Source organism: Nocardia grenadensis NBRC 108939 (assembly GCF_001613445.1).
In the GTDB taxonomy this organism is placed as follows: domain Bacteria; phylum Actinomycetota; class Actinomycetes; order Mycobacteriales; family Mycobacteriaceae; genus Nocardia; species Nocardia grenadensis.
Genome location: NZ_BDCJ01000019.1, coordinates 204461 through 228910 on the forward strand (window position 1 = coordinate 204461; position 24450 = coordinate 228910).

Below are 24450 nucleotides of genomic sequence, written 5' to 3' on the forward strand. Positions count from 1 at the left end.
TTTCCGACCAAGCTTTCCCGATCAACGAGGAGCTCATCCCATGGCTCGTTTCACCGGCAGGACCGCCATCGTCACCGGCGCCGCCCGCGGTATCGGCGAGGTCTACGCGCAGGCCCTGGCCGCCGAGGGCGCGTCGGTCGTCGTCGCGGATCTGAACGAAGAGGGCGGTACCGCAGTCGCCGAGAAGATCGTGGCCGACGGCGGTACCGCGTCGTTCCACACCGTCGACGTCTCCGACCCGGATTCGGCGAAGGCACTGGCCGATTTCACCGTGGCGGAGTACGGCAAGATCGACCATCTGGTGAACAACGCCGCCATCTACGGCGGAATGAAACTCGACCTGCTGCTCACCGTGCCCTGGGACTACTACAAGAAGTTCATGTCGGTGAACCTGGACGGCGCCCTGGTGATGACCCGCGCAGTCTGGGAGAACATGGCGGCCAACGGCGGCGGGTCGATCGTCAACCAGTCCTCCACCGCGGCCTGGGTGTACTCCGGCTTCTACGGTCTGGCGAAGGTCGGGATCAACGGCCTCACCCAGCAGCTGGCCACCGAACTCGGCGGATCGAATATCCGGGTCAACGCGATCGCCCCGGGGCCCACCGATACCGAAGCCACCAAGACGACCACGCCCGAGAGCATGGTCAAGGATATGGTGAACCGGCTGCCGCTCAAGCGGATGGGCACGCCCGACGATATGGCCGGCGCCCTGCTCTACCTGCTCTCCGACGACGCCTCCTGGGTCACCGGGCAGATCTTCTGCGTCGACGGCGGCCAGGTGATCCGGTAGTGGGTGCGGACTCCGCCGGCGGCACCCGGGTCGGTTTCATCGGCCTGGGCGATATGGGCGGGCCGATGGCGAAGAAACTGCTGGGCTGGTCCGGCGGTCTCACCGTCTGCGATACCCGGCCCGAGGCGGTGGAGCCGTTCACCACCGCGGGGGCCGAGGCCACAGCCACCGCGGCCGAACTGGCCGCGAAATGCGGGGTCATCAGTATCGCGGTGGTGAACGACCGGCAGGTCCAAGCCGTACTCACCGGCGAGAACGGGGTATTGAGTACCGCCGCGCCGGGCACCGTGGTGGCCGTGCACTCCACCATCGGCGACGAGTCCGCGGTGGAATTCGCCCGCCGCTGCGCCGAACGCGGCGTGTATTTCGTGGACGCCCCGATCAGCGGCGGGGCCGCGGGCGCGAACAGCGGCCGGCTGGCCGTGATGATCGGCGGCAGCGCCGACGCGGTCGCGGCGGTGCGCGAACCGTTCGGCTGCTTCGCCGATCTCGTGGTGCACGCCGGCGAGGTCGGGGCCGGCACCCGCATGAAACTGGCCCGCAATCTGCTGCATTTCATCTCGTTCACCGCTGCCACCGAGGCACAGCGGCTGGCCGAGGCAGCCGGGCTCGATATCACCGCGCTGGGCAAGGTGGTCCGCCACTCCGACGCGGTGACCGGCGGGGCGGGTTCGATCATGCTGCGCGACACCACCGCGCCCATCGAAGAGGGCGATTTCTGGTTGCCGATCCTCACCCATGTCCGGGAACTCGGGGAAAAGGATCTATCCCTGGCGCTCGACCTCGGCGGCCGGGTCGACGCCGAACTCCCCTTGGCCGCGCTGGCACTGGCACGCCTCGGCGAGGGGCTGGGCGTCGGGCGGGGTGCGATCGCCACCGCGCGACAGGGAGCCGACGCGCCGCAAGACGCCCCCACCGCTGAGCGGGACGTCCACTCCACCCCCGCACCGGGGCGTGCCACCATCGCCGCACAGCAGGCCGCTCCGGGGACCCCGGCAGCCGGTGCGCAGAACGACAGTGAGGAATCCGAATAATGGCCGACCCCATCTCTCTCCGACCGTTACCCGCCGCCGAGGCCACCGAGTGGGACCGCACCGCCGATGTGGTCGTGGCCGGCTACGGGATCGCCGGTGTCTGCGCCGCGATCGAGGCGGCGCGGGCCGGGTCGAATGTGCTGATCCTGGAACGCACCAGCGGCTGGGGCGGTGCGGCGGCGCTGGCCGGCGGCTTCATCTACCTCGGTGGTGGCACGCCGTTGCAGCAGGCACTCGGTTTCGCGGACAGCCCGGAGAACATGGAGAAGTTCATGGTCGCCGCGCTGGGTCCGGGGGCGGATCGCGCGAAGATCGCCGACTACTGCCGCGGCAGTGTCGAGCACTACGAATGGCTGGTCGCCAACGGTGTGCCCTTCAAGGAGGAATTCTGGGGTGAACCCGGCTGGGAACCCCCGCACGACGAGGGACTGATGTATTCCGGCGGGGAGAACGCGGCCCCGTTCAACACTGTCGCGGACCCCGCCCCGCGCGGCCACGTCCCGCAGATGAGCAACAAGCGGACCGGGTCCAAGGGCGGCGGCTACATGCTGATGAAACCGCTGGCCGAAACCGCCGAGAAACTCGGCGTGACCGCCGAATACGACACCCGTATCCAGCGCCTGATCGTCGACGGCGACCGGGTCGTCGGCGTGGTCGCCAAACAGTACGGTAAGGAACTGAACATCCGGGCCGAGCGCGGGGTCGTCCTGGCCACCGGCAGTTTCGCCTATCACGACCAGATGATCGAGGGGTTCGCGCCGCGGCTCATCGGCCGCCCGGGCGCCGCCATCGAGGAACACGACGGGATCGCCATCCGGATCGCGCAGGCACTCGGCGCCGATCTGGCCCATATGGACGCCACCGAGGTCGCGTTCTTCGGCGATCCGCAGATGATGGCGCGCGGCATCCTGGTGAACGGCCGCGGCCAGCGGTATGTCCCCGAGGACACCTACCCCGGCCGGATCGGGCAGATGACCCTGTTCCACCAGGAGAACCAGGCGTTCCTGATCATCGGCGAGGCGGCCTACGAGGAATCGCTGACCACCGAGACCTCCACCCCGTTCTTCCGCCGGCCGCCGACCTGGGCGGCGGAGACGATCGCCGAACTCGAATCCGATATCGGCCTGCCCGAACTGGCCCTGCAGACCACGGTCGAGTTGTACAACAAGCACGCCGCGAACGGTCAGGACCCGCTGCTGGGCAAGAAAGCGGAGTGGACGAAACCCCTGGAGGGCCCCTTCGCCGCGTTCGATATGCGCGGTTTCACCGCGGGCTTCACCCTGGGCGGTCTGCGTACCGATCTGGATTCCCGGGTGCTGCACGTGAACGGCGAACCCATCCCCGGACTGTTCGCCGCCGGCCGCTGCACCTCCGGTGTCTGCGCGGGCGGATACGCCAGCGGGACCTCGCTGGGAGACGGCAGTTTCTACGGCCGCCGGGCCGGGATTACGGCCGCGAAGAACTGAAACGGTACATTCAGACACATGTCCGAAGGTGAATCCGTCGTCGTAGAGGCGACCCGTCGGCGGCTGTCCGCGAAACAGGCCGATACGGTCGACAAACTGACGAAGGCCGCGGTGGAGGTACTGACCCGCGAGGGGTTCGCGGGAATGACCATCCGCATGGTCGCCGCCGCGGCCGGGGTCGGCACCGCCACCGCGTACACCTATTTCTCGTCGAAGGAACATCTGGTCGCCGAGATCTTCTGGCGGCGGCTGGTGGCGGCGCCCTCACCGGTCAGCGAGGATCCCGATCCCACGGTCCGGGTGGTGGCCGAACTGCGTGCCATCGCCATGCTGGTCGCCGACGACCAGGAGGTCTCCGGCGCGGTCACCAGCGCGTTGCTCGGCCGTGATCCCGATGTGGCCCATCTACGCGCCCGCATCGGCCTGGAGATCCGCACCCGTATCGAGCGCGCACTGGGACAAGACCCGGATCCCGACGTGGTCGTCTCGCTGGAACTGGTCTACGCGGGTGCACTCGTCCGGGCCGGTATGGGCTATGCCTCCTACGCCGATATCGCCGACCTCATCGAGAAATCCGCGCTGTTGATCCTGCGCTGAGCACCGGAGCTTCGAGAAGTGAACAACCGCCCCAAACAGCTCGACTCGGCCTTCGTGCCGACTGTCATCAAGTACATGTCCAAGGTCAACACCTGGGCCTACCGGAAAACCGGCGGCCGGATCGGCGGCACCTGGCGCGTCGGGGCGGGCTTCCGCAAACCGGTGCCCACGCTGCTGCTGGAACACACCGGCCGCAAATCCGGTAAGCAGTTCACGGTGCCGCTGCTGTTCCTGCGCGACGACGCGAACATCATCGTGGTCGCCTCGCAGGGCGGACTGCCGAAGAACCCGCAGTGGTACCACAACCTCGTCGCGCAGCCGGAGACCACCGTGCAGATCGGCAAGGACCGGATTCCGGTGCGGGCCCGCCTCGCCGACGATGCCGAACGCGACCGGCTGTGGCCGAAACTGCTCGAACTGTACGCGGATTTCGACAACTACCAGTCGTGGACCGAACGCCGTATCCCGGTATTCGTGCTGGAGCCCCGCACGACCTGACAGTTCAGGTGTTCTCGGCCGGTCACGCGGTTCGCCGTGGTGACCACAGCGCGGTCGGCTCCGTGCCGGTATCGCCCGAGTCGCCCGTGGGCCGAGAACGCCCGCGGCCCGCGGCGGCGCTCCCGGCCCGGAGCTTCGGCGATCACCTCCCGGCGGAGCGACCCGATTCGGCGACACCTGTGGGGGCATCGCCGAATAGGGGTGTGGCTTCTCAGGCCTGCGCGGGCACATTGGCCCGCTCGGCGCCGAGAGTGGTGTCGGGTCCGTGCCCGGTGTGGACCACCGTCTGCTCTGGTAGCGCGAACAGTCGCTCGTTGATGGAGGCGAGGATGGTCGGGTAGTCGGAATAGGACCGGCCGGTCGCGCCCGGTCCGCCTTCGAACAACGTATCGCCGCTGAACACCTCGCCGCTCGCACCGAAGTACAGACAGCACGACCCCGGTGAGTGGCCCGGCGTGTGCAGGACCCGTAGTTCCGCGCCACCGACCCAAAACACCTCGCCGTCGGCCAGCGGCCGGTACTCCACGCCGGGATGGGTCTGCTGCCAGAGCACATCGTCGTCGGGATGCAAGAAGATCGGCGCACCGGTCGCCGCCGACAAAGTGGGCGCCACGGTGACGTGGTCGTTGTGCGCGTGCGTGCACACCACGGCGGTCACTCGGCGTCCGGCCACGGCGGCGAGAATCGGCTGCGCGTCGTGCGCGGCGTCGATGATCAGCACTTCGTCGTCGTCGCCGACGAGCCAGATATTGTTCGCCACATCCCAGCAGCCGCCGTCGAGGCAGAACTGCCCCTCGGTGACGATCCGTTCGACCCGGGCCGTCACAGGACCACCACCGAGCGCAGGACCTGCCCACCGTGCATGGTGTGGAAGGCCTGCTCCACCGCGTCCAGCCCGATCCGCTCGGTCACGAACCTGTCCAGCGGCAACCGGCCCTGCCGGTAGAGGTCGATCAGCATCGGGAAATCGCGTTCCGGCAGGCAGTCCCCGTACCAGGACGATTTCAGCGCGCCACCGCGGCTGAAGAAATCGATGAGCGGCATCTCCAGCGTCATATCGGGGGTCGGCACCCCGACCAGCACCACGGTGCCGGCCAGATCGCGCGCGTAGAACGCCTGCTGCCAGGTCTCCGGGCGGCCGACCGCGTCGATTACCACATCGGCACCGAATCCGCCGGTGAGGTCCTGGATTCCGGCGACCGCGTCGGTGGTGGACGCGTCGATGGTGTGGGTCGCGCCGAGTTCGCGCGCCCAGTCGAGTTTCCGGGCGTCGGTGTCCACCGCGATGATGGTGCCCGCGCCGGCCAGCCGGGCACCGGCGATCGCCGCGTCCCCGACTCCACCGCAGCCCAGTACCGCCACCGAATCGCCGCGGCCGACATTTCCGGTGTTCACCGCCGCGCCCAGACCCGCCATCACACCGCAGCCCAGCAGGCCGGCCACCGCCGGATCGGTCGCCGGATCGACCTTGGTGCACTGTCCTTCGTGGACCAGGGTCTTGTCGGCGAAGGCGCCGATACCGAGTGCCGGGGTGAGTTCGGTGCCGTCCTCGAGCGTCATGGGCACACCGGCGTTGAAAGTGTCGAAGCAGTACCAGGGGCGGCCGCGCCGACACGCACGGCACTGGCCGCAGACCGCCCGCCAGTTCAGGACGACGAAATCACCCGGTTCCACATGGGTGACCGCCGAACCCACCGTTTCCACCACACCCGCGGCCTCGTGACCCAGCAGGAACGGGAACTCGTCGTTGATCCCGCCCTCGCGGTAGGTGAGGTCGGTGTGGCAGACCCCGCACGCCTGGATCCGTACCACCACATCCCGGGGGCCGGGATCGGGTATCACGATCGGGACCAACTCGACCGGGGCACCGGCACTGCGGGCGATGACACCTCGAACCTGCTGGGGCACAGCATCTCCTCTCGGGCGGTAATGCGACGATGCACGACAGCGCATACGTTATCCGCCCACGCGCCGCACGGGCAGCGCCCCCGCGGAGGGCGGGCCGTCTCCGGCAACGAACGGGCGCCCCGGAACGCGGTGTGGCGGCGCACCCGCCGGGCACACCGCCACATCGTCGGCAAACGCTCAGAGAACTCCCCAGGCCTGCAGCAGATAGGTCACATTGGCGGCGATGGACGTGACGAGATTCGCCAGATTCAGGGCCGCGGACCCGGCTTCGATCATGTTCCACTCTTCTTTCTGATCCGACCCGACCGGAGCCCAAAGTACCGACGTAACCGAAGCCGGGCAAACGCGCGATCAGCCGGAAATCGGGCCACGAGGGATCGAATCGGCGAGTGAACAGCTGGCCGGAAAGGGGATCGGACACGAGTCCCACCCAGTGCGCAATCGCCGGCCCCGGGCCACACGAACGCTCGGATCGGGATCGTCGAGGAACACAGCGCGGCCGCCGGCTCAGCCGGCGATACCCGCCTCGGGTTCGGGACCGGGCCCATCGGCCCGCAGCTTCAGCAGGGTCAGTCCCGCGGTGCACGCCAGAATGAGACCGATCACGGTGATGATCACCTGCAGGGTCCCGATCCCGAAAGCCGCCGCACCCAGCCCTCCGGCGAAGACCAGCCAGCCCAGCACTCTGCCCACTGTCGCACCCGTACCACGCGATTCAGGATCCGCCGGCTCCGGAGCCTCCGCCGCAGCGGATTCCTCCGCCGCGCCCGGCAGGTCGGTGGTGGTCTGGTCTCCCATCATCTACTCCTCGATGGCGCCGATCCGGAAATCGTTGCGCGCCTACCACTTCAGTGCATAGTCACCGAGACTCCGGCGTCTCATGCGTCACTTCAGCAACATACGCTACGACCACAACCCGAAGATTGTTACGCGACACAAGCCCGCGACACGCGGCTGATATCAATTCGATACCTGAACCGTACCCTTTCTCGACCGTTCTACACGCGGTAACCAGGGGACCAGCAGATGGGGGTCTAGTTCTCCGCGGCGCGCTGAATTAAGGTTGGGCCACTGACATATCACAGGAGCGTCACCGATGGAGAGCAAAACGAAGGTCGCCGGACCCCTGGCGGCCGCCGGGGCGGTTTCCCTCGGGCTGGTGCTCATCGGCGCGTGCGGAATCGGTCACGAGGACACTTACATACCGCCGCCCCCGATCCGCTCCGGCCCGCAGGCCGCGGAACCGGCGGGGTTCACCGGCGAGCCCGCCACCGGTGTCGCGAAAGTGCTGATACCGCCGTCACCGTCGTGGCGGATGGCCCCGGAGCCGCCGCCCCGGCGGACCCTCCCGCCGGAGTACCAGATCTCCGTCACCTCGTCCGCGGGTCCGGGCGCCGAACCCACCGCCGGCGAGACCACCCGCCGGATCACCCTGTCCGCCACCCCGGATCCGACCGACCCGGCCGAGCCCGGCTGGACCACCGCCTCGCTGCCGAGTCCGCCGCTGGAGCCGGCCCACACCGAGTCCCCGATTCCCGCACCGGCTCCGGACACGACCGTGGTGATCGCCCCGGTTCCGCCCGAAGCCGAAGCCCGGCCGCCCGCCGAACCCCCGGTCACACCATCCAGCGCCCCCCCGGCGCCGCCCCCCGCCGAACCTCCGGCCGCGGTGCCGGCCGAACCTCCGGCCGCGGTGGACGAGCCGGGGTCCCCGGAAACGGATACGGCGGAAAGCGTCCCGGCGGAGTCGACGCCCACGCGGGTCCCCGTCGCACCCCGGGTCGCCACACCCACGACCGGCGACTCGACCACACCGGATTCCACCGAAGAGCCGCTCCTGCCCACCCCGACCGTCACCGTCGCACCCGGTAACTGACCCGATCCCGGTACTCAGTGTTCGGCGTAGGCGACCGACCGCTGGGCGGCGGCGACCATGGGCCGCAGGGCATTGGTGAAACCTTCGGCGCCCACCGGGGCGATCTCGACATCCTTGCCGGTATGGACCGCGTAGCGGCCGTCGCCGGTAATATCCACCCAGCACAGCACGCCGAACGGGGCCGGCCCGGTGTTCCGGTGTACCGACACCACGATCTGGCCGATACCGTCGCGGGGTAGTTTGAGCCGCTTACGGATCCGGGTCGCCGCGGTGGGCCCGGACACCGGGACGGTGACCCGGTCCCGGCCGTCCTCGACAACCTCGCTGCGCGCCGCGCGCAATCGCCCTCCGGTCCCGGCGGCCACGGCCGGCAGCGCCGCGATCACCCGCACCGGCAGCGAGGTAGCGGTGCCGGCGGTGATCCGCAGGTCGCCACCCCGGTCCGGCTGCGGGCCCGGCCGCTGGGTGGCGACCACTCCGATCCGGCCCGCCGACGCGCCGAGTATCCGCACGGCCGGGGCCCGGTAACCGTCCTGGGCGAACGTCGCCACGCTGACCTCGGGACCGGCCAGCACCCGTAGCGCCGCCTCCAGGTCGGCGTCGAGAGTGCTGTCGCACCACTGCCGTAGGGCGGGTAGCTGGGCGGTGCGCTCGACGGAATCGCGAGCCGACAGGCGCACCGCCAGCGGATAGGGAATACGGTCGCCGACGGTCCGTTCCCACGCCAGCGCGAACTGGTCCGGAGTGAGGAGCCAGTTCACTCCTCTTCCGTCCACTCACCCAGCACCGGCGGAGTGGTGGGATCCAGGGCGCCGATCAACTGCCCGGCCGGTTCGCCGGGTTCCAGATAGGTGAGTTCCTCGTCGGCGAAGTGGAGATCGTCCTCGGCCGGAGCGGTCCGCTCGGGGCGCGGCGCCACCGGGGTGCCTGATCGGACCGTATCGGCCGCCATGGCGCCGCCCATCAGACCGCCGATCGCGCCCGCGCCCATCCCGGTGACCGCCTCGCCGCCCGCGGACCGCTGCTGTTCGTCCCGGGAACGTTCCTGATCGCCGGTCGAACCCGCCGCGCGGACCGGGGCGGCGAACAGCGGGACACCCGTCGCCGGACTCGCCGGCGCGGGCCCGGCGGTGACCGGTGCCGCCGCGGTCGCGGTGGCGGACGCGGCGACCTGGTGGGTAGCCGCCGCGGCCGTGCTGTCGGGGCCGGAGCCGGCCGCAGCGAGGTTCGTTGCATCGGGCCGGACACCGGAGACCGTGACCGCCGGCGTCCCCGGCTCGCCCGGGGTCGCGGCTTCGGACGACGCCGGAACCGGCTGCCGGTCACCCACCGTCGTCGGCGCGGGTTCGGAGTGCGACCGCTGTCCCGCCGCGGTTTCCGGGCTCGGCACCGCGGGCGCGGCCGGGGCCGCTCCGTCCGGCGTCTCGGCGCCCGGCAGCGCGTCCGGGAGATCGGGGAATGCGGGCACCTGGGCGCCGGTCGGGACGAAGGCACCGATGTAGACGCTGTCCATCACCCGCACCACCTCGGCGCGATCGTCGCCGGCGGTCCGCTGCACGGCGATATTGCCGGTGGCCGCATGCGGGTCCAGCAGCGCCGCCGCGAGATCCGGTTCGGCGCCGGAGGGTTCGGGGATCGCGGCGCGCAATGTTTCCGCGGCGTCCCCGGCACGGCCGAGCCGCTGCCCGACGTCGGCGAGCACATCGGCGAGATGCCGCCCGGCGGCCTCGAAATCACGAACCGCGGCCGCGGCCGGACCGGCCGCCGACCCGCGCCAGCCGTCGGCGATGGCGCCGCGGATCTCGGTATGCGCCTGTGCCACCGCGTCGGTGAGACCGGTCGCCGCACTCTGCCAGGCCTGGCCGCCGGTCTGCAGCATCGACGGGTTCATGGCGGCCACCCCGGCGTATATCTGCCGGTGGGTGAGATTGTCGAATACTTCCACGGTGGGTGCGTACTCGGGATCGACGCGGTAGTGCACACCGCGCGCCCCGGCGCGGGGTAGTTCACGCACCGGAAACCCCCGTCGGTTCGGCGGTCCCGAGCGCCGCGGCGGTCTCGGTATCGGATTCGCGGTAGGCCGCCGCGGCGGCCCGGAAGGTGTGCGCGAGCTGCCGGGCGGTATCGGAGTATCGCCGCAGTGCCGCGATCGCCTCGGCGGCCTTGCCCTCGAATCCGGAGCGCAGTGCCGCACCCGAGTCGAAGCCCCCGAAACCCGGCAGCGACACCGCCGCCGACAACGTATCGATCTGGGCGTCCACCTGGTCGGCGAGTTGTTCGTAGCGCACCGCGCACTGTTCCGGCGCGCCCTCGGCCACCAGGACGCCGTCGATCCACAGCTGTCCGTCTTCGACGGCGGAATCGAGCGTGGTGATCGCGTTCGGCTGCATCGTGTCCCCCTTCCTGCTCCGCTGTCACACAGCGGATTTCACGGTCGTCGCACCGGCCCCGCGACGATCTCCTGCGTCCACTGCACGATATCGGCCGTCACCCGGGCGCGCACCCGCTCGTGCAGCAGATCGTGTCCGGCATCGGCGTATTCGCGCAGTTCCACCGCTTCGCGCCGGCGCGCCCACACCCGGACCGGGTCGATCGGCGCCCGGCGGTCGTCCACCCCGTGGACGACCAGGACCGGTGGGAGCCGCGGCCCGGGATCGTCGAGGGCGCGCGTCGGAGTACCACACAGCACCAGCCCCACCGGCGCATCGGCGGGTATCGCCGGGTTCGCCGCGACGGCGGGGTCCAGGGCCGGCGGGGTGGCACCCAATGCGGCGAGCGCGGTGATCGCGCCGAGCGAATGCCCCATCAACGTGAGCGGGAGTTCCGGGGCCTGCGTCCGCGCCAGGTCGAAGAGCGCGGCCGCGTCCGCGACGAGTTCGGAGAGGACCGGGCGGGCTCCGGGATCGCCTTCACTGAGCCCCTGCCCCGCCGGGTCGAGCGTCCAGACCGTTATACCCGCCTCGTTCAACTGCCGGGCGAACTCGTGGTAATGCCCGCTGTGCTGACCGGTACCCGGCAGCAACACCAGGCCGGTCGCGGCCCCGTCGACCGGTCGGTTCCGATAGTGCAGGCGGCCGCGCACGCCGTCGAAGAAACCCATGGCCGGATTCTGGCAAAGAATGACAGGCCGTTGGGGGGCCACGATCCGCCGGCGGTGGCCATCCCGTCCGCGCTACCGCGGACCGTACCGCTCGCGCCGGTGGGTCAGGCCGGGGCGGGCGCAGGCGCCGGTTCCGGCACAGGCGCAGGTGCGGGGGCCGGGGCGCCCGGTTCCGCGGGGGCGGACTGCGGCGCCGGAGCGGGGGCCGGGGCGGGCGCCTCGGGCACCGGGAACATGCCGACCGTGGGCGTCATCACACAGAGCGCGTCCGGATAGTTGATGGTGCCCCACATGGACGCGAGGACGGTACCCGGACCGCTGTCCACGGTCCGGGACAGCGACGGGGTGCCGAACTCGGTGAGATCGTCGAGCATATCGAGACCGCTGCGCCCGTTGTTGATATTGATCCAGGCGACCACGAGGCCGGAAGCCTGCGGGAGGCCGGGGTGGCCGGGGGTGGCATGGAAGGTCAGGGTGCCGGGGGTGCCGCTGATGTTGGCGCTGGGACCGTTGGCGGTGCCGGCCGCGATGATGGTCGTGATCGGGCCGTTGCTACCGCAGCCGAAGGTGGGCGCCGCGTAGACGAAGGGTGTGTACAGACCGATGGTGCTGATGTGGTTGGCCGCGACGAAGTCGGCATAGCGATCCAGCGCGTCCACACCGGCGCGGGTTTCCGGTTTGTCGGCGGCCTGCTCGGTGAGCGCCTGCATCGCCGCTTCGGCCGGGGTGGGCGCGGGTGCCGCGGCCGCCGGTGTGCAGGCGAGCACTGCGCTGATACCGAGGGCGGCTGCCGTGGCCGCGGTGCGCGCGACAATTTTGTTGTGCACTGCTGACTCCCTACATCCGATCGGGGCGATGGTGCCGGATCGGGCCGGCGACCCCCGCCCACCGCAGCAAAGTACCAGGCCCGTCCGGTTGCCGCCCGGTCACACTCCGCTCTCGTCCGCCGTGATCGACCGTGCGCTCCCGGCATATGTGATGCACTCGACACGGCAGGATCGGGGAGGGGTGTAAATTCTATGCGGGACAATCGAGACATATTTGGAGATGTGTATGAAATTAACTCTGTCTCCCGACGAGGTCGCCTTCCGTGACGAGCTGCGGAAGATCTACACCACCGCGATCCCGGCCGAGATCCGGGAACGCGTGAAGTACGGTCACGAGCTGTCTCGCGAGGACGTCGTGACCTCCCACCGGATCCTCAACGAGCACGGCCTGGCCGTACCGAACTGGCCGGTCGAATGGGGCGGCAAGGACTGGTCTCCGATGCAGCGGCATCTATGGCAGGACGAGATGCAGCTCGCCAGCGTGCCGGACCCACTGACCTTCAACGCCACCATGGTCGGCCCGGTCATCGCGCAGTTCGGCTCCGAGGAACTCAAGAAGCGTTTCCTGCCGGCCACCGCCAACCTCGACATCTGGTGGTGCCAGGGCTTCTCCGAACCCGACGCCGGTTCGGACCTGGCCTCGCTGCGCACCACCGCCGTGCGCGACGGTGACTCCTACATCGTCAACGGCCAGAAGATCTGGACCACCCTCGCCCAGTGGGCCGACTGGATCTTCTGCCTGGTCCGCACCGACCCGAACGCCCCGAAGAAGCAGGCCGGGATCTCCTTCCTGCTCTTCGACGTGAAATCGCCCGGTGTCACCATCCGGCCGATCAAACTCATCGACGGCGGGTACGAGGTCAACGAGGTCTTCTTCGAGAACGTCCGCGTTCCGGCCGACCAGCTGGTCGGCGAGGAGAACATGGGCTGGACCTACGCCAAGTTCCTGCTCGGCAACGAGCGCACCGGGATCACCGCCGTCGCCCGCACCAAGGTGCGGATCGGCGTGGCCAAGGAATACGCGGCCGCCACCAGGTCGGGTTCCGGAACCCTGCTCGAAGACCCGCTGTTCGCGGCACGTATCGCCGAACTGGAGAACGAGCTGCTCGCGCTGGAACTCACCCAGTTGCGGGTGGTGTCGAACTCGACCGAGGGCAAACCCAACCCCGCGTCGTCGGTGCTGAAAATGCGCGGTTCGGAACTGCAGCAGGCCGCCACCGAGCTGCTGCTCGATATCGCCGGCCCCGACGCGCTGCCGGTACACGCCACGGATATCGCCTCGCCGGAATGGGCGCAGCGCTCGGGTCCGAGCTACCTCAACTACCGCAAGACAACCATCTACGGAGGTTCCAGCGAGGTGCAGCGCACCATCATCGCCTCCTCGATCCTCGGATTGTGAGGTCAGGTAATGGATTTCGATCTCACCGATGAACAGGCCCTGCTCCGCGATACGGTGCGCGACCTGCTGAATCGCAATTACAACCCGGAATCCCGGCTGGAGGTCATCGGTACCGACCTCGGCTGGAACCGACAGGTCTGGAATCAGCTCGCCGAACTGGGCGTGCTCGGCCTGAGCTTCGCCGAAGAGGACGGTGGTATGGAGGCGGGCCCGGTGGAGACCATGCTGGTGCTCGAGGAGATCGGGCGGCGGCTGGCGCCGGAACCGCTGCTCGACGCGGTCCTGGTGCCGGGCGGGCTGATCGGCACGGTGGGCACGTCCGACCAGCGCCGGCGTGTCCTGCCCGAGGTCGCCGCCGGGTCGAAACTGCTGGCCTTCGCGCACGGGGAACCCGGCACCCGCTGGCCCGACCACGCGATCGCCACCACGGCCACCGCCCAGGGCGAGGGCTACACGCTCAGCGGCACCAAGAACCCGGTACCGCACGGCGACTGCGCCGACGAGCTGGTGGTCAGCGCGACCCTGCCCGACGGCGGCCTGGGCCTGTTCCTGGTCGCCGCCGACGCCACCGGGGTAACCCGCACCTCCTACGCGACGGTCGACGGCCTGCGCGGCGCCCAGATCGTCCTCGACGGCGCGGCCGCCGAACTGCTCGGTACCGGAGGCGATGCCACGAGCGCCGTGGACGAGGAGCTCGCCCGGGCCCAGGCCGGGTTGTGCGCGGAAGCGATCGGGGCGATGGCGGAGTCGCTGCGGCTGACCACCGACTATCTGAAAACCCGTAAACAGTTCGGTGTCACGCTGTCGAAGTTCCAGACCCTCACCCAGCGCGCCGCGAACATGTACGTCTCGCTCGAACTGGCCCGCAGTATGAGTTACTACCTCACCGCGTCGCTGGTCGACGACGCCGGGAACCGGGTCATCGCATCCCGGGCACGGTTGCAGGTCAGCCGGTCGGCGAGGCATATCGGCCAGGAAGCGATCCAGATGCACGGCGGGATCGGCGTCACCTCCGAGTACCCGGTGAGCCACTACGTGGCCCGGCTCACGGCCATCGAGCGCACGCTCGGTAGCTCGCTGGAGCACCTGCGGGTGCTGACCGCGCAGGTCGCCGACTACGCCCAGCCGGAGCTGTAACCCGGCCTGCCCGGCTCCGGACGCCCGGTACCGTTCACCGGGCGTCCGGCCGGAGCAACTCGGTCACCTCGGCGTCGTCGAGTTGGTGGAAATCGCGGTAGGCCCCGCCCACCCCGGCCAGCGCCGACGGCGCCTGCGGGCACACCACCTCGTCGGCTTCGGCGCGGATCCGGTCGAGCGCCTCGGGCGCCGATACCGGTACCGCGACCACGATCCGCCGCGGCTGCCGGGCCCGGGCCACCCGGCAGGCCACGACCATGGTCGCCCCTGTGGCCACCCCGTCGTCGACGATCACCACGGTCCGGTCCCGTAGCGGGATCGGCGGGACTTCACCGCGCCAGACGAGGCGGCGGCGGTCCAGTTCGGCGCGCTCGGCCGCCTCGATCGCCTCGATCCGCGCCCGGTCCAGTCCGGTCTGGCGCAGTACATCGGCATTGAGCACCCGCGCGCCCTCCTCCCCGATCGCGCCCGCCGCGAGCTCCGGCTGCCAGGGCACCCCGAGCTTGCGGACCAGCAGGATATCGAGATCGCCGCCGACGATATCGCGAACCGCCGCCGCCACCGGAACCCCGCCGCGGGGCAGTCCGAGCACCAGCGGGTGCTCCGCACGCAGGTGCGTCAGTTCGCTTCCCAGTGCGCGCCCGGCGGTGAGACGGTCGGCGTAGAGCATTACCTGTCGACGCTACTCGCTTCCGGCGCGGTGACCACGAATCTCCGCAGCGCAAGACTCGGGTTGGTCCGCCGGACCCGGTCCACCAGGCCGGACTCCAGCTCCGCGACGGCGATACCGGGCGCGTCGGCCAGTTCGGCCAGCACCCGGCCCGCGGGGTCGACGATCATCGAGGCACCGGCACCGCGCGGCCCGCACTGGTCGGCACCGGCCACATACACCGTGTTCTCGATGGCTCGGGCCCGCAGCAGCGTGGTCCACTGATCGACCTTGCCCGGTCCGGGGATCCACTGCGCGGGCAACAGCAGGACCTGCGCGCCGGACACGGCCAGTCGCCGGAACCCCTCCGGGAAGCGGAGATCGAAACAGGTCTGCAGTCCGAAGGTGAGTCCGTCGGCGGTGAACAGTGCCGGTTCGTCCAGCGGTCCGGGCGCCACCACCTCCGATTCGCGCTGACCGAACGCGTCGTAGAGGTGCACCTTGCGGTAGTGCGTGCGCAGGGAGCCGTCGGGACCGAGCACGACCAGAGTGTTGTGGATCCGCTCGTCACCGGGCGGGGCCGTCTCCACCATCCCGGCGACCAGGTACACCCCGGTCTCGACGGCCAGTTCCGACAAGGCGGTGACATACGGGCCGTCGAGCGGTTGCGCGGCGGCCAGGGCCCGCTCGTCGAGCCGGCCGAGCGCGAACATCGAATACTCGGGAGCCACCACGATCCGGGCGCCCTGCTCGGCCGCTGCCCGCACCTGCGCGGTGAGTGCGGCGAGATTGGCCTCGATATCGGTATGCGGTGCGAACTGCACGACCGCGAGAACCGTCGTACCGGCGTGCGGAGGGTCGGAGAGCTCGGTGGGGGCGGCGTTCATGCTGACACCGTATGGGCCGGTGGGCCGGACGACCAGGCCGTACCAGTAAACTCCTGGTCAATGAGCACCAATGAGGGCGACGACAACCTGGGCGAGAACCCCGGGGAGACCGAACCCGAAACCGCCGGACCGTCCTTCGCAGATCTCGGTATCGATGACCGCATCCTTTCGGCCATCGCCGACGTCGGCTACGAATCGCCCTCCCCCATCCAGGCCGCGACCATCCCGCCGCTGTTGGCGGGCACGGATGTAGTCGGTCTGGCACAGACCGGTACCGGTAAGACGGCGGCCTTCGCGATCCCCATCCTGATGGGCCTGCTGCAGGAGCATCCCGCCGGCAAACAGCCGGCCGCGCTGGTGCTCGCCCCCACCCGGGAACTGGCGATCCAGGTCGCCGAGGCGTTCGGCCGCTACGCCACGCATATGCCGGGCACCCATGTCCTGCCGATCTACGGCGGCCAGAGCTACGGGGTCCAGCTGTCCGGTCTCCGGCGCGGCGCCCAGGTGGTGGTGGGCACCCCGGGCCGGGTGATCGATCATCTGGAAAAGGGCACCCTGGACCTGTCGAAGCTGCGCTATCTGGTGCTCGACGAGGCCGACGAGATGCTGAAGATGGGGTTCCAGGAGGATGTGGAGCGCATCCTCGCCGACACCCCGGCCGAGAAGCAGGTGGCGCTGTTCTCCGCCACCATGCCCGCGGCGATCCGCAAGATCTCCAAGCAGTACCTGCGCGAGCCGGTCGAGATCACGGTCAAGGCCAAGACCAGCACCGCCACCAATATCGCCCAGCGCTGGGTGTTGGTATCGCATCAGCGCAAACTCGACGCGCTGACCAGGATCCTCGAGGTGGAGTCCTTCGAGGCCATGATCATTTTCGTGCGTACCAAACAGGCCACCGAGGAATTGGCCGAGAAACTGCGCGCCCGCGGTTTCTCCGCCGCGGCCATCAACGGCGATATCGCCCAGGCCCAGCGGGAACGGACCATCGGTCAGCTGAAAGCGGGCACACTCGACATCCTGGTCGCCACCGATGTCGCCGCCCGCGGGCTCGATGTGGACCGGATCTCCCATGTCGTGAACTACGACATCCCGCACGACACCGAATCCTATGTGCACCGCATCGGCCGGACCGGCCGCGCGGGCCGTAGCGGCGAGGCGCTGCTGTTCGTCGCCCCGCGCGAACGCCATCTGCTCAAATCCATCGAACGCGCCACCCGGCATCCGCTGACCGAGATGCAGCTGCCCAGCGTCGACGATGTGAACGCCCAGCGGGTCGCGAAGTTCGGCGACGCCATCACCGAGAATCTCAGCTCGGACAATCTCGCGCTGTTCCGCAAACTGATCGAGGACTACGAGCAGGAGCACAACACCCCGCTGGCCGATATCGCGGCCGCGCTGGCGGTGGCGGCGCACGACGGGGACAGCTTCTTCCTCGAACCCGAACCGGAGCCGGTGGAGCGGCCGCGGCGCGAACGGGCGCCGCGCCGGTTCGAGGAAGGCGGCTTCGAGGAACGTCGCGGTGCGTCCCGGCATCGCGCGACCGGCGCGGAGTTGGCCACGTACCGCATCAGCGTGGGCAAACGGCACCGGGTGGTGCCCGGCGCGATCGTCGGCGCCATCGCCAACGAGGGCGGCCTGCGGCGCAGCGATTTCGGGCATATCAGTATCCGGCCGGACCACAGCCTGGTGGAACTGCCCGCCCAGCTGCCGCCGGAGACCCTGGAGGCATTGCGCAGCACCCGCATCAGCGGTGTATTGATCCAGCTGCAGCTCGACCAGGGCCCGCCCGGGCATCGCTTCATCGGCCGCGGCCCCCGGCGCGACGGCCCGAAGCGTCAGGATCGCCGGAAACCGCGTTCCTGACGCGACGGCCCGTTCCACCAGGTCGGACCCGATGGCTACAGTGGGGCCCGTCCGGCCCGCGCGCGAGCGCCGGCCGGAGTGGCACTGGGCGCAGGAGGGCCGTCGTTGTTCGTTGTCGGTGATCGGGTGGTGTACGGCGCCGCGGATCTGGTGCGCGCCGCGCGCTGCGAATTCGCGCTGCTGCGCGCGCTCGACGCCGAACTGGGCACCGTGGGCCCGCTCCCCGATGGTGACAACGGGTACGCGACAGCCGATCACGCGCGCGACGGCCACGCGATCACGGCAATCGACCGGGTGCTCGGTGATATCCGGCAGCGATACACGAGCGCGCTGATCGAGATCCCCCGGCCGGGAGTGTCGCCCGATGCGCTCGCGGCGCTGTCCACGGCGCACACCGAAACCCTCGCCGCCCTCGACTCCGGCGCACCGGCGGTGCGCGATCCGCTCATCTCCGACGGGGAGGTGTTCGCCTCCGCCGATCTGCTGACCCGCACCGCCGACGGTATCCGGCTGCACGGCGTCGATACCGACGGTTCGGGGCCGGTCGCCACGGCGCTGCGGATCACCGTCGCCGCGGCGCTGTTCGAGCAACGATCGGTCCGGGTCGCCCCGCAACTGTCGGTCCACTCGGAAACCGGCAGCCACCACGTCGAGCTCTCCGACACCCGGCCGGTGTATTCGGCCCGGCGACAACGGGTCACCGAGATCCTGGCCGAGCATTCCAGCGAACTGCTGCCGGTGCAGTGGGGCGATCCGCGCTTCCGCGCCTGCCACCGGTGCGCCGTCTGCCGCGCCGCCCGCGCCGAGGCCCGGGATCTGCTGCTGGTCGCCGGAATGGATCTGCCCACGCGGGCCGCTCTGCGCGCGGCCGGTGTCGCCACCATCGACCGGCTCACCACCCGTACCGTCGCCACCCCGGAGATACCCCCGCGCCTGCTGACCCGGTTGCGCACCCAGGCCTTCGTCCAGCTGCGCCAGGAACATTCCGGCCGCGGCGAATACGTCACCGCCGACCCGTCCGCCCTCGATATGCTGCCCGCCGCCACCCCCGGCGACCTCGCACTCGACGTCGACGAGGTCGCCCCGGGCCGGTTACGGATCGAGATCGCCGCCCGCGATACCGTCCGCCTGACCCGTGAGATCCCGCTCGAATCCCCCGGGGTCACGCTCACGCGACGGCACGAACTGCGCGCCGTGGGGCGCCGGGCCTTCACCGATATCCTCGCCGCGCTCACCGAACCGCTGCTGGCCGAGCCCGATCTGCACATCTACCACTACACCGCCGCCGCCCGGACATTTCTGTTACACACCGCCGCCCGGCTCGGCTTCGGCGAGGAAACCGTGGACGTGCTGCTGCGGGCGGGCACCCTGGTGGACCTGTATCCGATATTCCGGGGCGCTTTCGTCGCCGGATCGCAGACCTACGCGCTGCCCGCCGTCGCCGCGGTGCTCGACGGCACCCCGGCGGATCCCGGGGCCCGTACCGTGCTGCGGCTCGCGGACCGGTTACGCGCACAGATGGGCGACCCGCCGGTCGGGCACGTCCAGACGCTGGACCGCCTGCTGCGTGAAACGCCCTCGGCGCAACCCTCGTCCACCGAGGCCGCCCTGGCCGAATTCGCCGCGCGGCGCCCGGACGTGGAGACGGAGGACCCGGCGGAACCGCACCGGGTCGCCGCACTGACCTCCGCGCTGCTCGGCTATCACCGCCGGGAACAGCAGACGGCCTGGTGGGCGCATATCGACCGGTTGACCCATCCGCCGGCCGACTGGGCCGCCGCACCCGGGGTCATGGTGGCCGATTCGGCCGCGGTCGATACGAAATGGCATATCGGTCCCGGTGATACGGTGCGCCGCTTCCTGCGGATCACCGGCCGGCTGGCCGGTCCGGGCCTCGCGCCGGGCACCACGGTCTGCGTGGTCTACGAACCCGCGGGACGCGCGCCGCGGGCCGTCCGTACCTGCGGGAAAGCCACGGTTCTCGGCTGTGCGGTGGACACCGATTTCGCCGATACCGTGCGCCTGGAGGAGACCCTGGCGCCCGGGGCCGAACCGCACGACGAACTGCCGGTCGCGCTGGCACCGGCACTGCCGGACCCGCCCGTCGCCGCGGCGGACGCGGTAGAGGATATCGGCCGGCAGCTGCTCGTCTCGCTGCCCGCGATCCCCGCGTCGCCGCTGTTCGACCTGCTGACCCGCCGCCCACCCCGCCTCGGCGCCACCGCCCCGGGCACCGCCGGGTCGCAGCTACCGCCCGCCGGGGAAGACCCGCGGGCCGCGATCTCCGCGGCGCTGCGCGACTTGGATCGTTCGTATCTCGCGGTGCAGGCTCCCACCGGAACCGGCCGGACCGCCGTCCTGGCCGATGTGCTGGCCGCGCTGGTCGCCGGGGACAACTGGCGGATCGGTATCGTCGCGCCGACCGTCGCGCCGGTCGAGAATCTGCTCGACGCGGTGGTGCGCGCGGGTGTGCTGCCCGAGCTGGTCGCCAAGAGCGACTCGGTGGCCGTGGCTCCCGAATGGCTGATCCTCGAAGCCGACCGCTATCCCCGGTTCCTGGCGAACGCGATCCGCGGCTGCGTGGTGGGCGGCACCCCCGCCGACTTCACCGACCCGCTACGGATCCCGCGTGATTCGCTGGACCTCCTGGTGATCGCCGACGCGAACGCCTTCCCACTGGCGACCACGGCCGCGGTCTCGGTGAGTGCCCGCAATCTGCTGCTCACCGGTGACCCGGCAGCCCGGTACGATCCCGATCCGGGCCCGCATCCGGAACCGGTGCGCACACCGGCCCTCACCTGGCCGAGTTCCGGTCACGTGACACTGCCGTCCACCCATGGATATTTCCTGGGCCGGACCCGGCGCCTGCATCCGCGGTTGAGCGAGGCGCTGTCACCGCTCTACTTCGACGGCCGGTTGCGGGCGTATCCGCCGCCCGCCGAGCCGTTCGCCGATGCCGTCGAGCCCGGAATCACCACGGTGCCGGTGGAGCACCACGGCGACAGCACGGCCTCCGACGCCGAAGCCCGCGAGGTCCTGCACCAGATCCGGAACCTGCTGGGACAGCGATGGGATGACGGCACCGGGCCCCGGCTCCTGCAACCGCACGACATTGTCGTGGTGTCCCCGTACCGTGCTCAGGTGAGCCGGATCCGGAGCCTGCTGGCGCGGGCGCGGTTCGAGGAAGTATTGGTGGGCACCCCGGATCTGCTCCGCGGACGAGAGGCGGCGGTGGTCCTGCTCTCCCTGGCGGCGTCGAGCCCCGAGGATTCGCCGATCACCGTCGGTGCGCTGCTGTCGCCCGCACTGGTACACGATGCGGTGGGCCGGGCCCGCCGGCGCGCGGTGATCGTACGTTCCCCGCTACTCACCGAATTCCTGCCGGAGACGCTCGATGAATTGGCGAGTATTTCCCGGTTCGTGCGATTGGAGAACCGATAGGTATTCACGGACCGATTCATCCTGCTGGGACAGTCGGTGCCGTTACCCGGAATTACTCGGCCCGAGAGGAATTACCGCCGAATATGGGCCACGCCGAATTCGTGTCGGCCTCATCCGAAACATTTACCTTCACCACGATATGTGGGCACCGCCGCGCGCGAGCCGTCACCGTCCACCAGATACAACCGGTCGAACCGTTCACACAGCTCACCGGCCTTGGCGTGCCGGAACCACACCCGGTCCCCGATCGACAGATCCGCGGCGCCGGCCAGCGGCGTCTGCACCTCGCCCGCCCCTTCCGTACCGAGCAGCCGTAACCCCTTCGGCCACACCGGTTCGGGCACCCGCGTCGCCCCCGCCGGCCCGGATGCGATATATCCCCCGGCGAAAACCGTAACCATTCCGGGCGCCGGCCGGCGCAGTACCGGTAACGCGAAAAACATTGCGGGCCTTGGACGGAACGATCGATATCCGTCGAACAGCGTCGGTACGTACAGGCCCGATCCTGCGGTGATCTCGGTGACGCCCGGTGCGGCGGCGGATAATTCGATCGAACCGGTACCGCCGCTGTTGACGATCTCGAGCGGACCGGTCACCGCGTGTACGGCGTCCAGCACCGCGCCGCGGCGGCGGCCGATCTCCCGAGCAGAGGCCTTCTTCACCAGCCGCACCGGCAGCGAGGTGTCCGGCAGCCCGGCGATCTGCGCCTCGTAGGTCATCAGCCCGACCACCCGGAATCCGCGGGCGGCGGCCGTCTCGGCCAGTTCGGCGGCCTGGTCCGGGGTCCGGATCGGCGAGCGACGCACCCCGAGATGCACGGGACCGATCCGCAGCGAGGCGTCCACGTCCAGGCAGATCCGGGGATGCACGGTCGCGCTGCCGACCGCGGCCCGAATGAGATCGAGCTGCGCCACATCGTCGACCATCAGCGTGATCGCCGCCAGCAGGACCGGGTCGCCGCCGAGTTCGGCCAGCGCCGCGCGATCGGCACTCGGGTAGCCGAGCAGCACATCACGGGCGCCCTGCCGGACCAGCCAGATCGCCTCGGCCGCCGAATAGGACATGAGGCCGGCGAAGCCGCCCGCGGCGGTCAGCCCGGTACCGAGCACTTCCTCCAGGACCGCGCGGCAGCGTACGGATTTACTGGCCACCCGGATGGGCCGACCCGCGGCACGGCGCACCAGGTCGGCGGCATTCGACCGCAGTGCGGTGAGGTCCACCGCGGCCAATGGCGGGTCCAGGTCCGCGGTGGCCGCGTGCAGTGGGGCAATCGGCGAGGTCGCACTCACCCGGACCACTCAACCATCGTACTGGTCGAACGTCCAGCTTTATCGAGAGGAGTTTCCGGTGTCGATCGCGCGGGTGATCAGATTGGAGACCAGATCGTCGAAGGCGACCAGGACGACCTCATCGTCACAATCGGCCAGCCAGCGCAGCACCGAACCCTGGACCACCATGATCACGTAGGACGCCACCGATTCGACCGGCTCGATCCAGCGGGTGCCGGAACGTGCGGCACACAGCTCGAGCCATTCGATCACATCACGCTGCTGGGCACGCTGCCGCTTGGAGACCACCGGGTCGGGCACATAGTCCGCGGTCGAGTCCCAGTGCCGGCACAGCGTCTGCACGGTCTTGGAGTAGGCGTGGATCTGCTGCACCGGCGTCGCCTTCACGAGCGGCCAGTAGGCGCTCACCCCGGCGTGCAGCAGCACCCGCAGCGCCCGTAATCCGGTGATATCCATAACCGCGTCGGCATGATCGACCGCTTCACGCACGGCCGACCGAATCCGGACCTCCGCTATTTCTCCACGTACGCCCAACGCAAGCTCCCTCGGCAAACAACTCGCACACTGCGGACCGAAAACTCGGCACCGCAGTGGCCGGCCGGATCGGTAGGCATAGGTCGGGAAATCGCAGCCTATCCAATCCGTCTTCTCGATATTAGAAGGTTTTCGGGGTTTGAGAACAGTTCTGGCTGGAAACTCGTACCCGAAGACTGTTTTCACGGTCCCGGCGGCAGCGAATCCACATACCCCGGGGAACCGGTACACGTGCGTCCGGCCCACCTGGACCGACCCCCGGGAGACGTACCCGTACCGCCACAGCGTCTCATGACAGAGACCGTCGGCCAGTCTACGACCGTGGTCCGGCGATCTTCGACGGCTGTGCGGCATCACACAACGCGCCCGGTCGGGCGCCCGTTAGCCTGATGCGGTGACAAGCTCTCCCCTCGCCGGGCATCTCCGGATCAGCGGCACCTTCAACTTTCGAGATCTCGGCGGATTGCGCCTGCGCGACGGCGGGACGACACGCCCCGGAGTCCTGCTCCGGTCGGCTCAGCTCAGCCGGCTCGACGACGCCGGCCACACCACCCTCCGGGAACTGGGCGTCGGGGCGGTCCACGATCTGCGCGGTCATCTCGAGATCGAACGTGCCGGCGCCGACCACCTGCCCCCGGAGATCCGGCTGAACATCACCCCCTTCGACGACGGTACGGTCACCGCGCCCCCGCACGAGGCGGGCGCGGGCCGGGAAGACGCGCCCGGCGCCGCCCTCGCCTACATGATGGACGTGTACCGCAATTTCCCGGCCCGGCCCGAGGCGCACGCCGCCATCACGGCCCTGGCCGAGGCGATCGTCGCCGACCGCGGGGCCGTCCTGGTGCATTGCGCCGCCGGTAAGGATCGCACCGGCTGGACCATCGCCACGCTGCTGCGCGCCGTCGGGGTCGCCGAGTCCGAGATCTTCGCCGACTACCTGCTGAGCAATCAGGCGGTCGCCGAACTGCGCACCTCGCTGAAGGACGAGTTCGGCGCGGAGCTGCCGCAGGCCGTGCTCGAGGTACGGGAGGAATACCTGCGCGCGGGTCTGGAATCCGGTCTCGAACTGCACGGTGATTTCGATGCGTATCTGAGCGCCGCCGGACTCACCCCCGACCTGCGGGAGCGGCTGCGGGAACGCCTCGTCGCCTGACG

At 69.8% G+C, this 24450-nt stretch carries 23 protein-coding genes; 11 read left to right on the plus strand and 12 right to left on the minus strand.

Features of this window, described 5'->3' with window-relative positions; all coding sequences use genetic code 11:
- Positions 1-40: 40 nt before the first annotated feature.
- The 5 genes from NGR01S_RS20855 to NGR01S_RS20875 all read left to right on the plus strand — a co-directional run bounded on the left by NGR01S_RS20855 (position 41) and on the right by NGR01S_RS20875 (position 4385).
- A complete protein-coding gene (locus tag NGR01S_RS20855; RefSeq protein WP_063039316.1) occupies positions 41-790 on the plus strand; it encodes an SDR family oxidoreductase in 750 nt (249 codons plus the stop codon).
- Positions 790-1824, plus strand: a complete 1035-nt coding sequence (locus NGR01S_RS20860) for an NAD(P)-dependent oxidoreductase (RefSeq protein ID WP_281179780.1) — start codon at positions 790-792, stop codon at positions 1822-1824. Before NGR01S_RS20855 ends, NGR01S_RS20860 begins: the two co-directional genes overlap by 1 nt.
- Positions 1824-3290: an FAD-dependent oxidoreductase gene (locus tag NGR01S_RS20865; RefSeq protein WP_063039318.1), complete on the plus strand. Its 1467-nt coding sequence runs from the start codon at positions 1824-1826 to the stop codon at positions 3288-3290. Before NGR01S_RS20860 ends, NGR01S_RS20865 begins: the two co-directional genes overlap by 1 nt.
- Before the next feature lie 18 nt (positions 3291-3308).
- Positions 3309-3887 carry a TetR/AcrR family transcriptional regulator gene (locus tag NGR01S_RS20870; protein ID WP_063039320.1) on the plus strand — a complete coding sequence of 193 codons (579 nt, stop codon included), beginning with the start codon at positions 3309-3311 and terminating at the stop codon, positions 3885-3887.
- Positions 3888-3962: 75 nt separating this feature from the next.
- Positions 3963-4385 (plus strand): nitroreductase family deazaflavin-dependent oxidoreductase, encoded by a 423-nt coding sequence (locus NGR01S_RS20875; RefSeq protein WP_084481538.1) that lies wholly within the window; start codon positions 3963-3965, stop codon positions 4383-4385.
- 211 nt (positions 4386-4596) lie between these two features.
- Here NGR01S_RS20875 and NGR01S_RS20880 read toward each other — a convergent pair whose 3' ends face one another.
- The 3 genes from NGR01S_RS20880 to NGR01S_RS32635 all read right to left on the minus strand — a co-directional run bounded on the left by NGR01S_RS20880 (position 4597) and on the right by NGR01S_RS32635 (position 7091).
- Positions 4597-5211: an MBL fold metallo-hydrolase gene (locus tag NGR01S_RS20880; RefSeq protein ID WP_063039324.1), complete on the minus strand. Its 615-nt coding sequence runs from the start codon at positions 5209-5211 to the stop codon at positions 4597-4599.
- On the minus strand, positions 5208-6293 hold the full coding sequence (locus NGR01S_RS20885) for an S-(hydroxymethyl)mycothiol dehydrogenase (protein ID WP_063039326.1): 1086 nt from the start codon (positions 6291-6293) through the stop codon (positions 5208-5210). The genes NGR01S_RS20880 and NGR01S_RS20885 overlap by 4 nt, the downstream gene beginning before the upstream one ends.
- A gap of 507 nt (positions 6294-6800) precedes the next feature.
- Positions 6801-7091 (minus strand): hypothetical protein, encoded by a 291-nt coding sequence (locus tag NGR01S_RS32635; protein WP_245664687.1) that lies wholly within the window; start codon positions 7089-7091, stop codon positions 6801-6803.
- A gap of 298 nt (positions 7092-7389) precedes the next feature.
- On the opposite strand from NGR01S_RS32635, the gene NGR01S_RS20895 reads away from it, so the two are divergent.
- Positions 7390-8169 carry a hypothetical protein gene (locus NGR01S_RS20895; RefSeq protein WP_063039328.1) on the plus strand — a complete coding sequence of 260 codons (780 nt, stop codon included), beginning with the start codon at positions 7390-7392 and terminating at the stop codon, positions 8167-8169.
- A 14-nt stretch (positions 8170-8183) separates the two neighbouring features.
- On the opposite strand, the gene NGR01S_RS20900 is transcribed toward NGR01S_RS20895, so the two are convergent.
- From NGR01S_RS20900 to NGR01S_RS31085, 5 genes are all read right to left on the minus strand, one after another.
- The gene (locus NGR01S_RS20900) at positions 8184-8930 is read right to left on the minus strand and encodes an ESX secretion-associated protein EspG (RefSeq protein WP_063039330.1); all 747 of its coding nucleotides are present in this window, start codon (positions 8928-8930) and stop codon (positions 8184-8186) included.
- Positions 8927-10183: a WXG100 family type VII secretion target gene (locus NGR01S_RS20905; RefSeq protein ID WP_063039332.1), complete on the minus strand. Its 1257-nt coding sequence runs from the start codon at positions 10181-10183 to the stop codon at positions 8927-8929. The genes NGR01S_RS20900 and NGR01S_RS20905 overlap by 4 nt, the downstream gene beginning before the upstream one ends.
- Positions 10176-10559, minus strand: a complete 384-nt coding sequence (locus tag NGR01S_RS20910) for a hypothetical protein (RefSeq protein ID WP_063039334.1) — start codon at positions 10557-10559, stop codon at positions 10176-10178. The genes NGR01S_RS20905 and NGR01S_RS20910 overlap by 8 nt, the downstream gene beginning before the upstream one ends.
- Before the next feature lie 38 nt (positions 10560-10597).
- Positions 10598-11269 (minus strand): alpha/beta hydrolase, encoded by a 672-nt coding sequence (locus tag NGR01S_RS20915; RefSeq protein ID WP_063039336.1) that lies wholly within the window; start codon positions 11267-11269, stop codon positions 10598-10600.
- Positions 11270-11373: 104 nt separating this feature from the next.
- Positions 11374-12096, minus strand: a complete 723-nt coding sequence (locus NGR01S_RS31085) for a hypothetical protein (protein ID WP_063039338.1) — start codon at positions 12094-12096, stop codon at positions 11374-11376.
- Positions 12097-12322: 226 nt separating this feature from the next.
- Here NGR01S_RS31085 and NGR01S_RS20925 point away from each other — a divergent pair, with 226 nt between their 5' ends.
- Both NGR01S_RS20925 and NGR01S_RS20930 read left to right on the plus strand, forming a co-directional pair.
- Positions 12323-13495, plus strand: coding sequence for an acyl-CoA dehydrogenase family protein (locus NGR01S_RS20925; RefSeq protein WP_063039448.1), 1173 nt, complete (start codon positions 12323-12325; stop codon positions 13493-13495).
- A gap of 9 nt (positions 13496-13504) precedes the next feature.
- Positions 13505-14632 (plus strand): acyl-CoA dehydrogenase family protein, encoded by a 1128-nt coding sequence (locus tag NGR01S_RS20930; protein ID WP_063039340.1) that lies wholly within the window; start codon positions 13505-13507, stop codon positions 14630-14632.
- Positions 14633-14666: 34 nt separating this feature from the next.
- On the opposite strand, the gene NGR01S_RS20935 is transcribed toward NGR01S_RS20930, so the two are convergent.
- Both NGR01S_RS20935 and NGR01S_RS20940 read right to left on the minus strand, forming a co-directional pair.
- Positions 14667-15302, minus strand: coding sequence for a phosphoribosyltransferase (locus NGR01S_RS20935; protein ID WP_063039342.1), 636 nt, complete (start codon positions 15300-15302; stop codon positions 14667-14669).
- Positions 15302-16168 carry a carbon-nitrogen hydrolase family protein gene (locus tag NGR01S_RS20940; RefSeq protein WP_063039344.1) on the minus strand — a complete coding sequence of 289 codons (867 nt, stop codon included), beginning with the start codon at positions 16166-16168 and terminating at the stop codon, positions 15302-15304. The genes NGR01S_RS20935 and NGR01S_RS20940 overlap by 1 nt, the downstream gene beginning before the upstream one ends.
- A 60-nt stretch (positions 16169-16228) precedes the next feature.
- Here NGR01S_RS20940 and NGR01S_RS20945 point away from each other — a divergent pair, with 60 nt between their 5' ends.
- Positions 16229-18031 carry a DEAD/DEAH box helicase gene (locus tag NGR01S_RS20945; protein WP_245664688.1) on the plus strand — a complete coding sequence of 601 codons (1803 nt, stop codon included), beginning with the start codon at positions 16229-16231 and terminating at the stop codon, positions 18029-18031.
- A gap of 105 nt (positions 18032-18136) precedes the next feature.
- Positions 18137-21472 carry a bifunctional RecB family nuclease/DEAD/DEAH box helicase gene (locus NGR01S_RS20950; RefSeq protein ID WP_063039346.1) on the plus strand — a complete coding sequence of 1112 codons (3336 nt, stop codon included), beginning with the start codon at positions 18137-18139 and terminating at the stop codon, positions 21470-21472.
- A gap of 110 nt (positions 21473-21582) precedes the next feature.
- On the opposite strand, the gene NGR01S_RS20955 is transcribed toward NGR01S_RS20950, so the two are convergent.
- Together NGR01S_RS20955 and NGR01S_RS20960 are read right to left on the minus strand one after the other, a co-directional pair.
- Entirely contained in the window at positions 21583-22770 is a 1188-nt protein-coding gene (locus tag NGR01S_RS20955; RefSeq protein WP_157107359.1) for an amino acid deaminase/aldolase, read from the minus strand.
- A gap of 30 nt (positions 22771-22800) precedes the next feature.
- Positions 22801-23250, minus strand: coding sequence for a TetR family transcriptional regulator (locus NGR01S_RS20960; protein ID WP_245664689.1), 450 nt, complete (start codon positions 23248-23250; stop codon positions 22801-22803).
- Positions 23251-23689: 439 nt separating this feature from the next.
- Here NGR01S_RS20960 and NGR01S_RS20965 point away from each other — a divergent pair, with 439 nt between their 5' ends.
- The gene (locus NGR01S_RS20965; RefSeq protein ID WP_063039348.1) at positions 23690-24448 is read left to right on the plus strand and encodes a tyrosine-protein phosphatase; all 759 of its coding nucleotides are present in this window, start codon (positions 23690-23692) and stop codon (positions 24446-24448) included.
- The last annotated feature ends 2 nt before the right edge of the window (positions 24449-24450 follow it).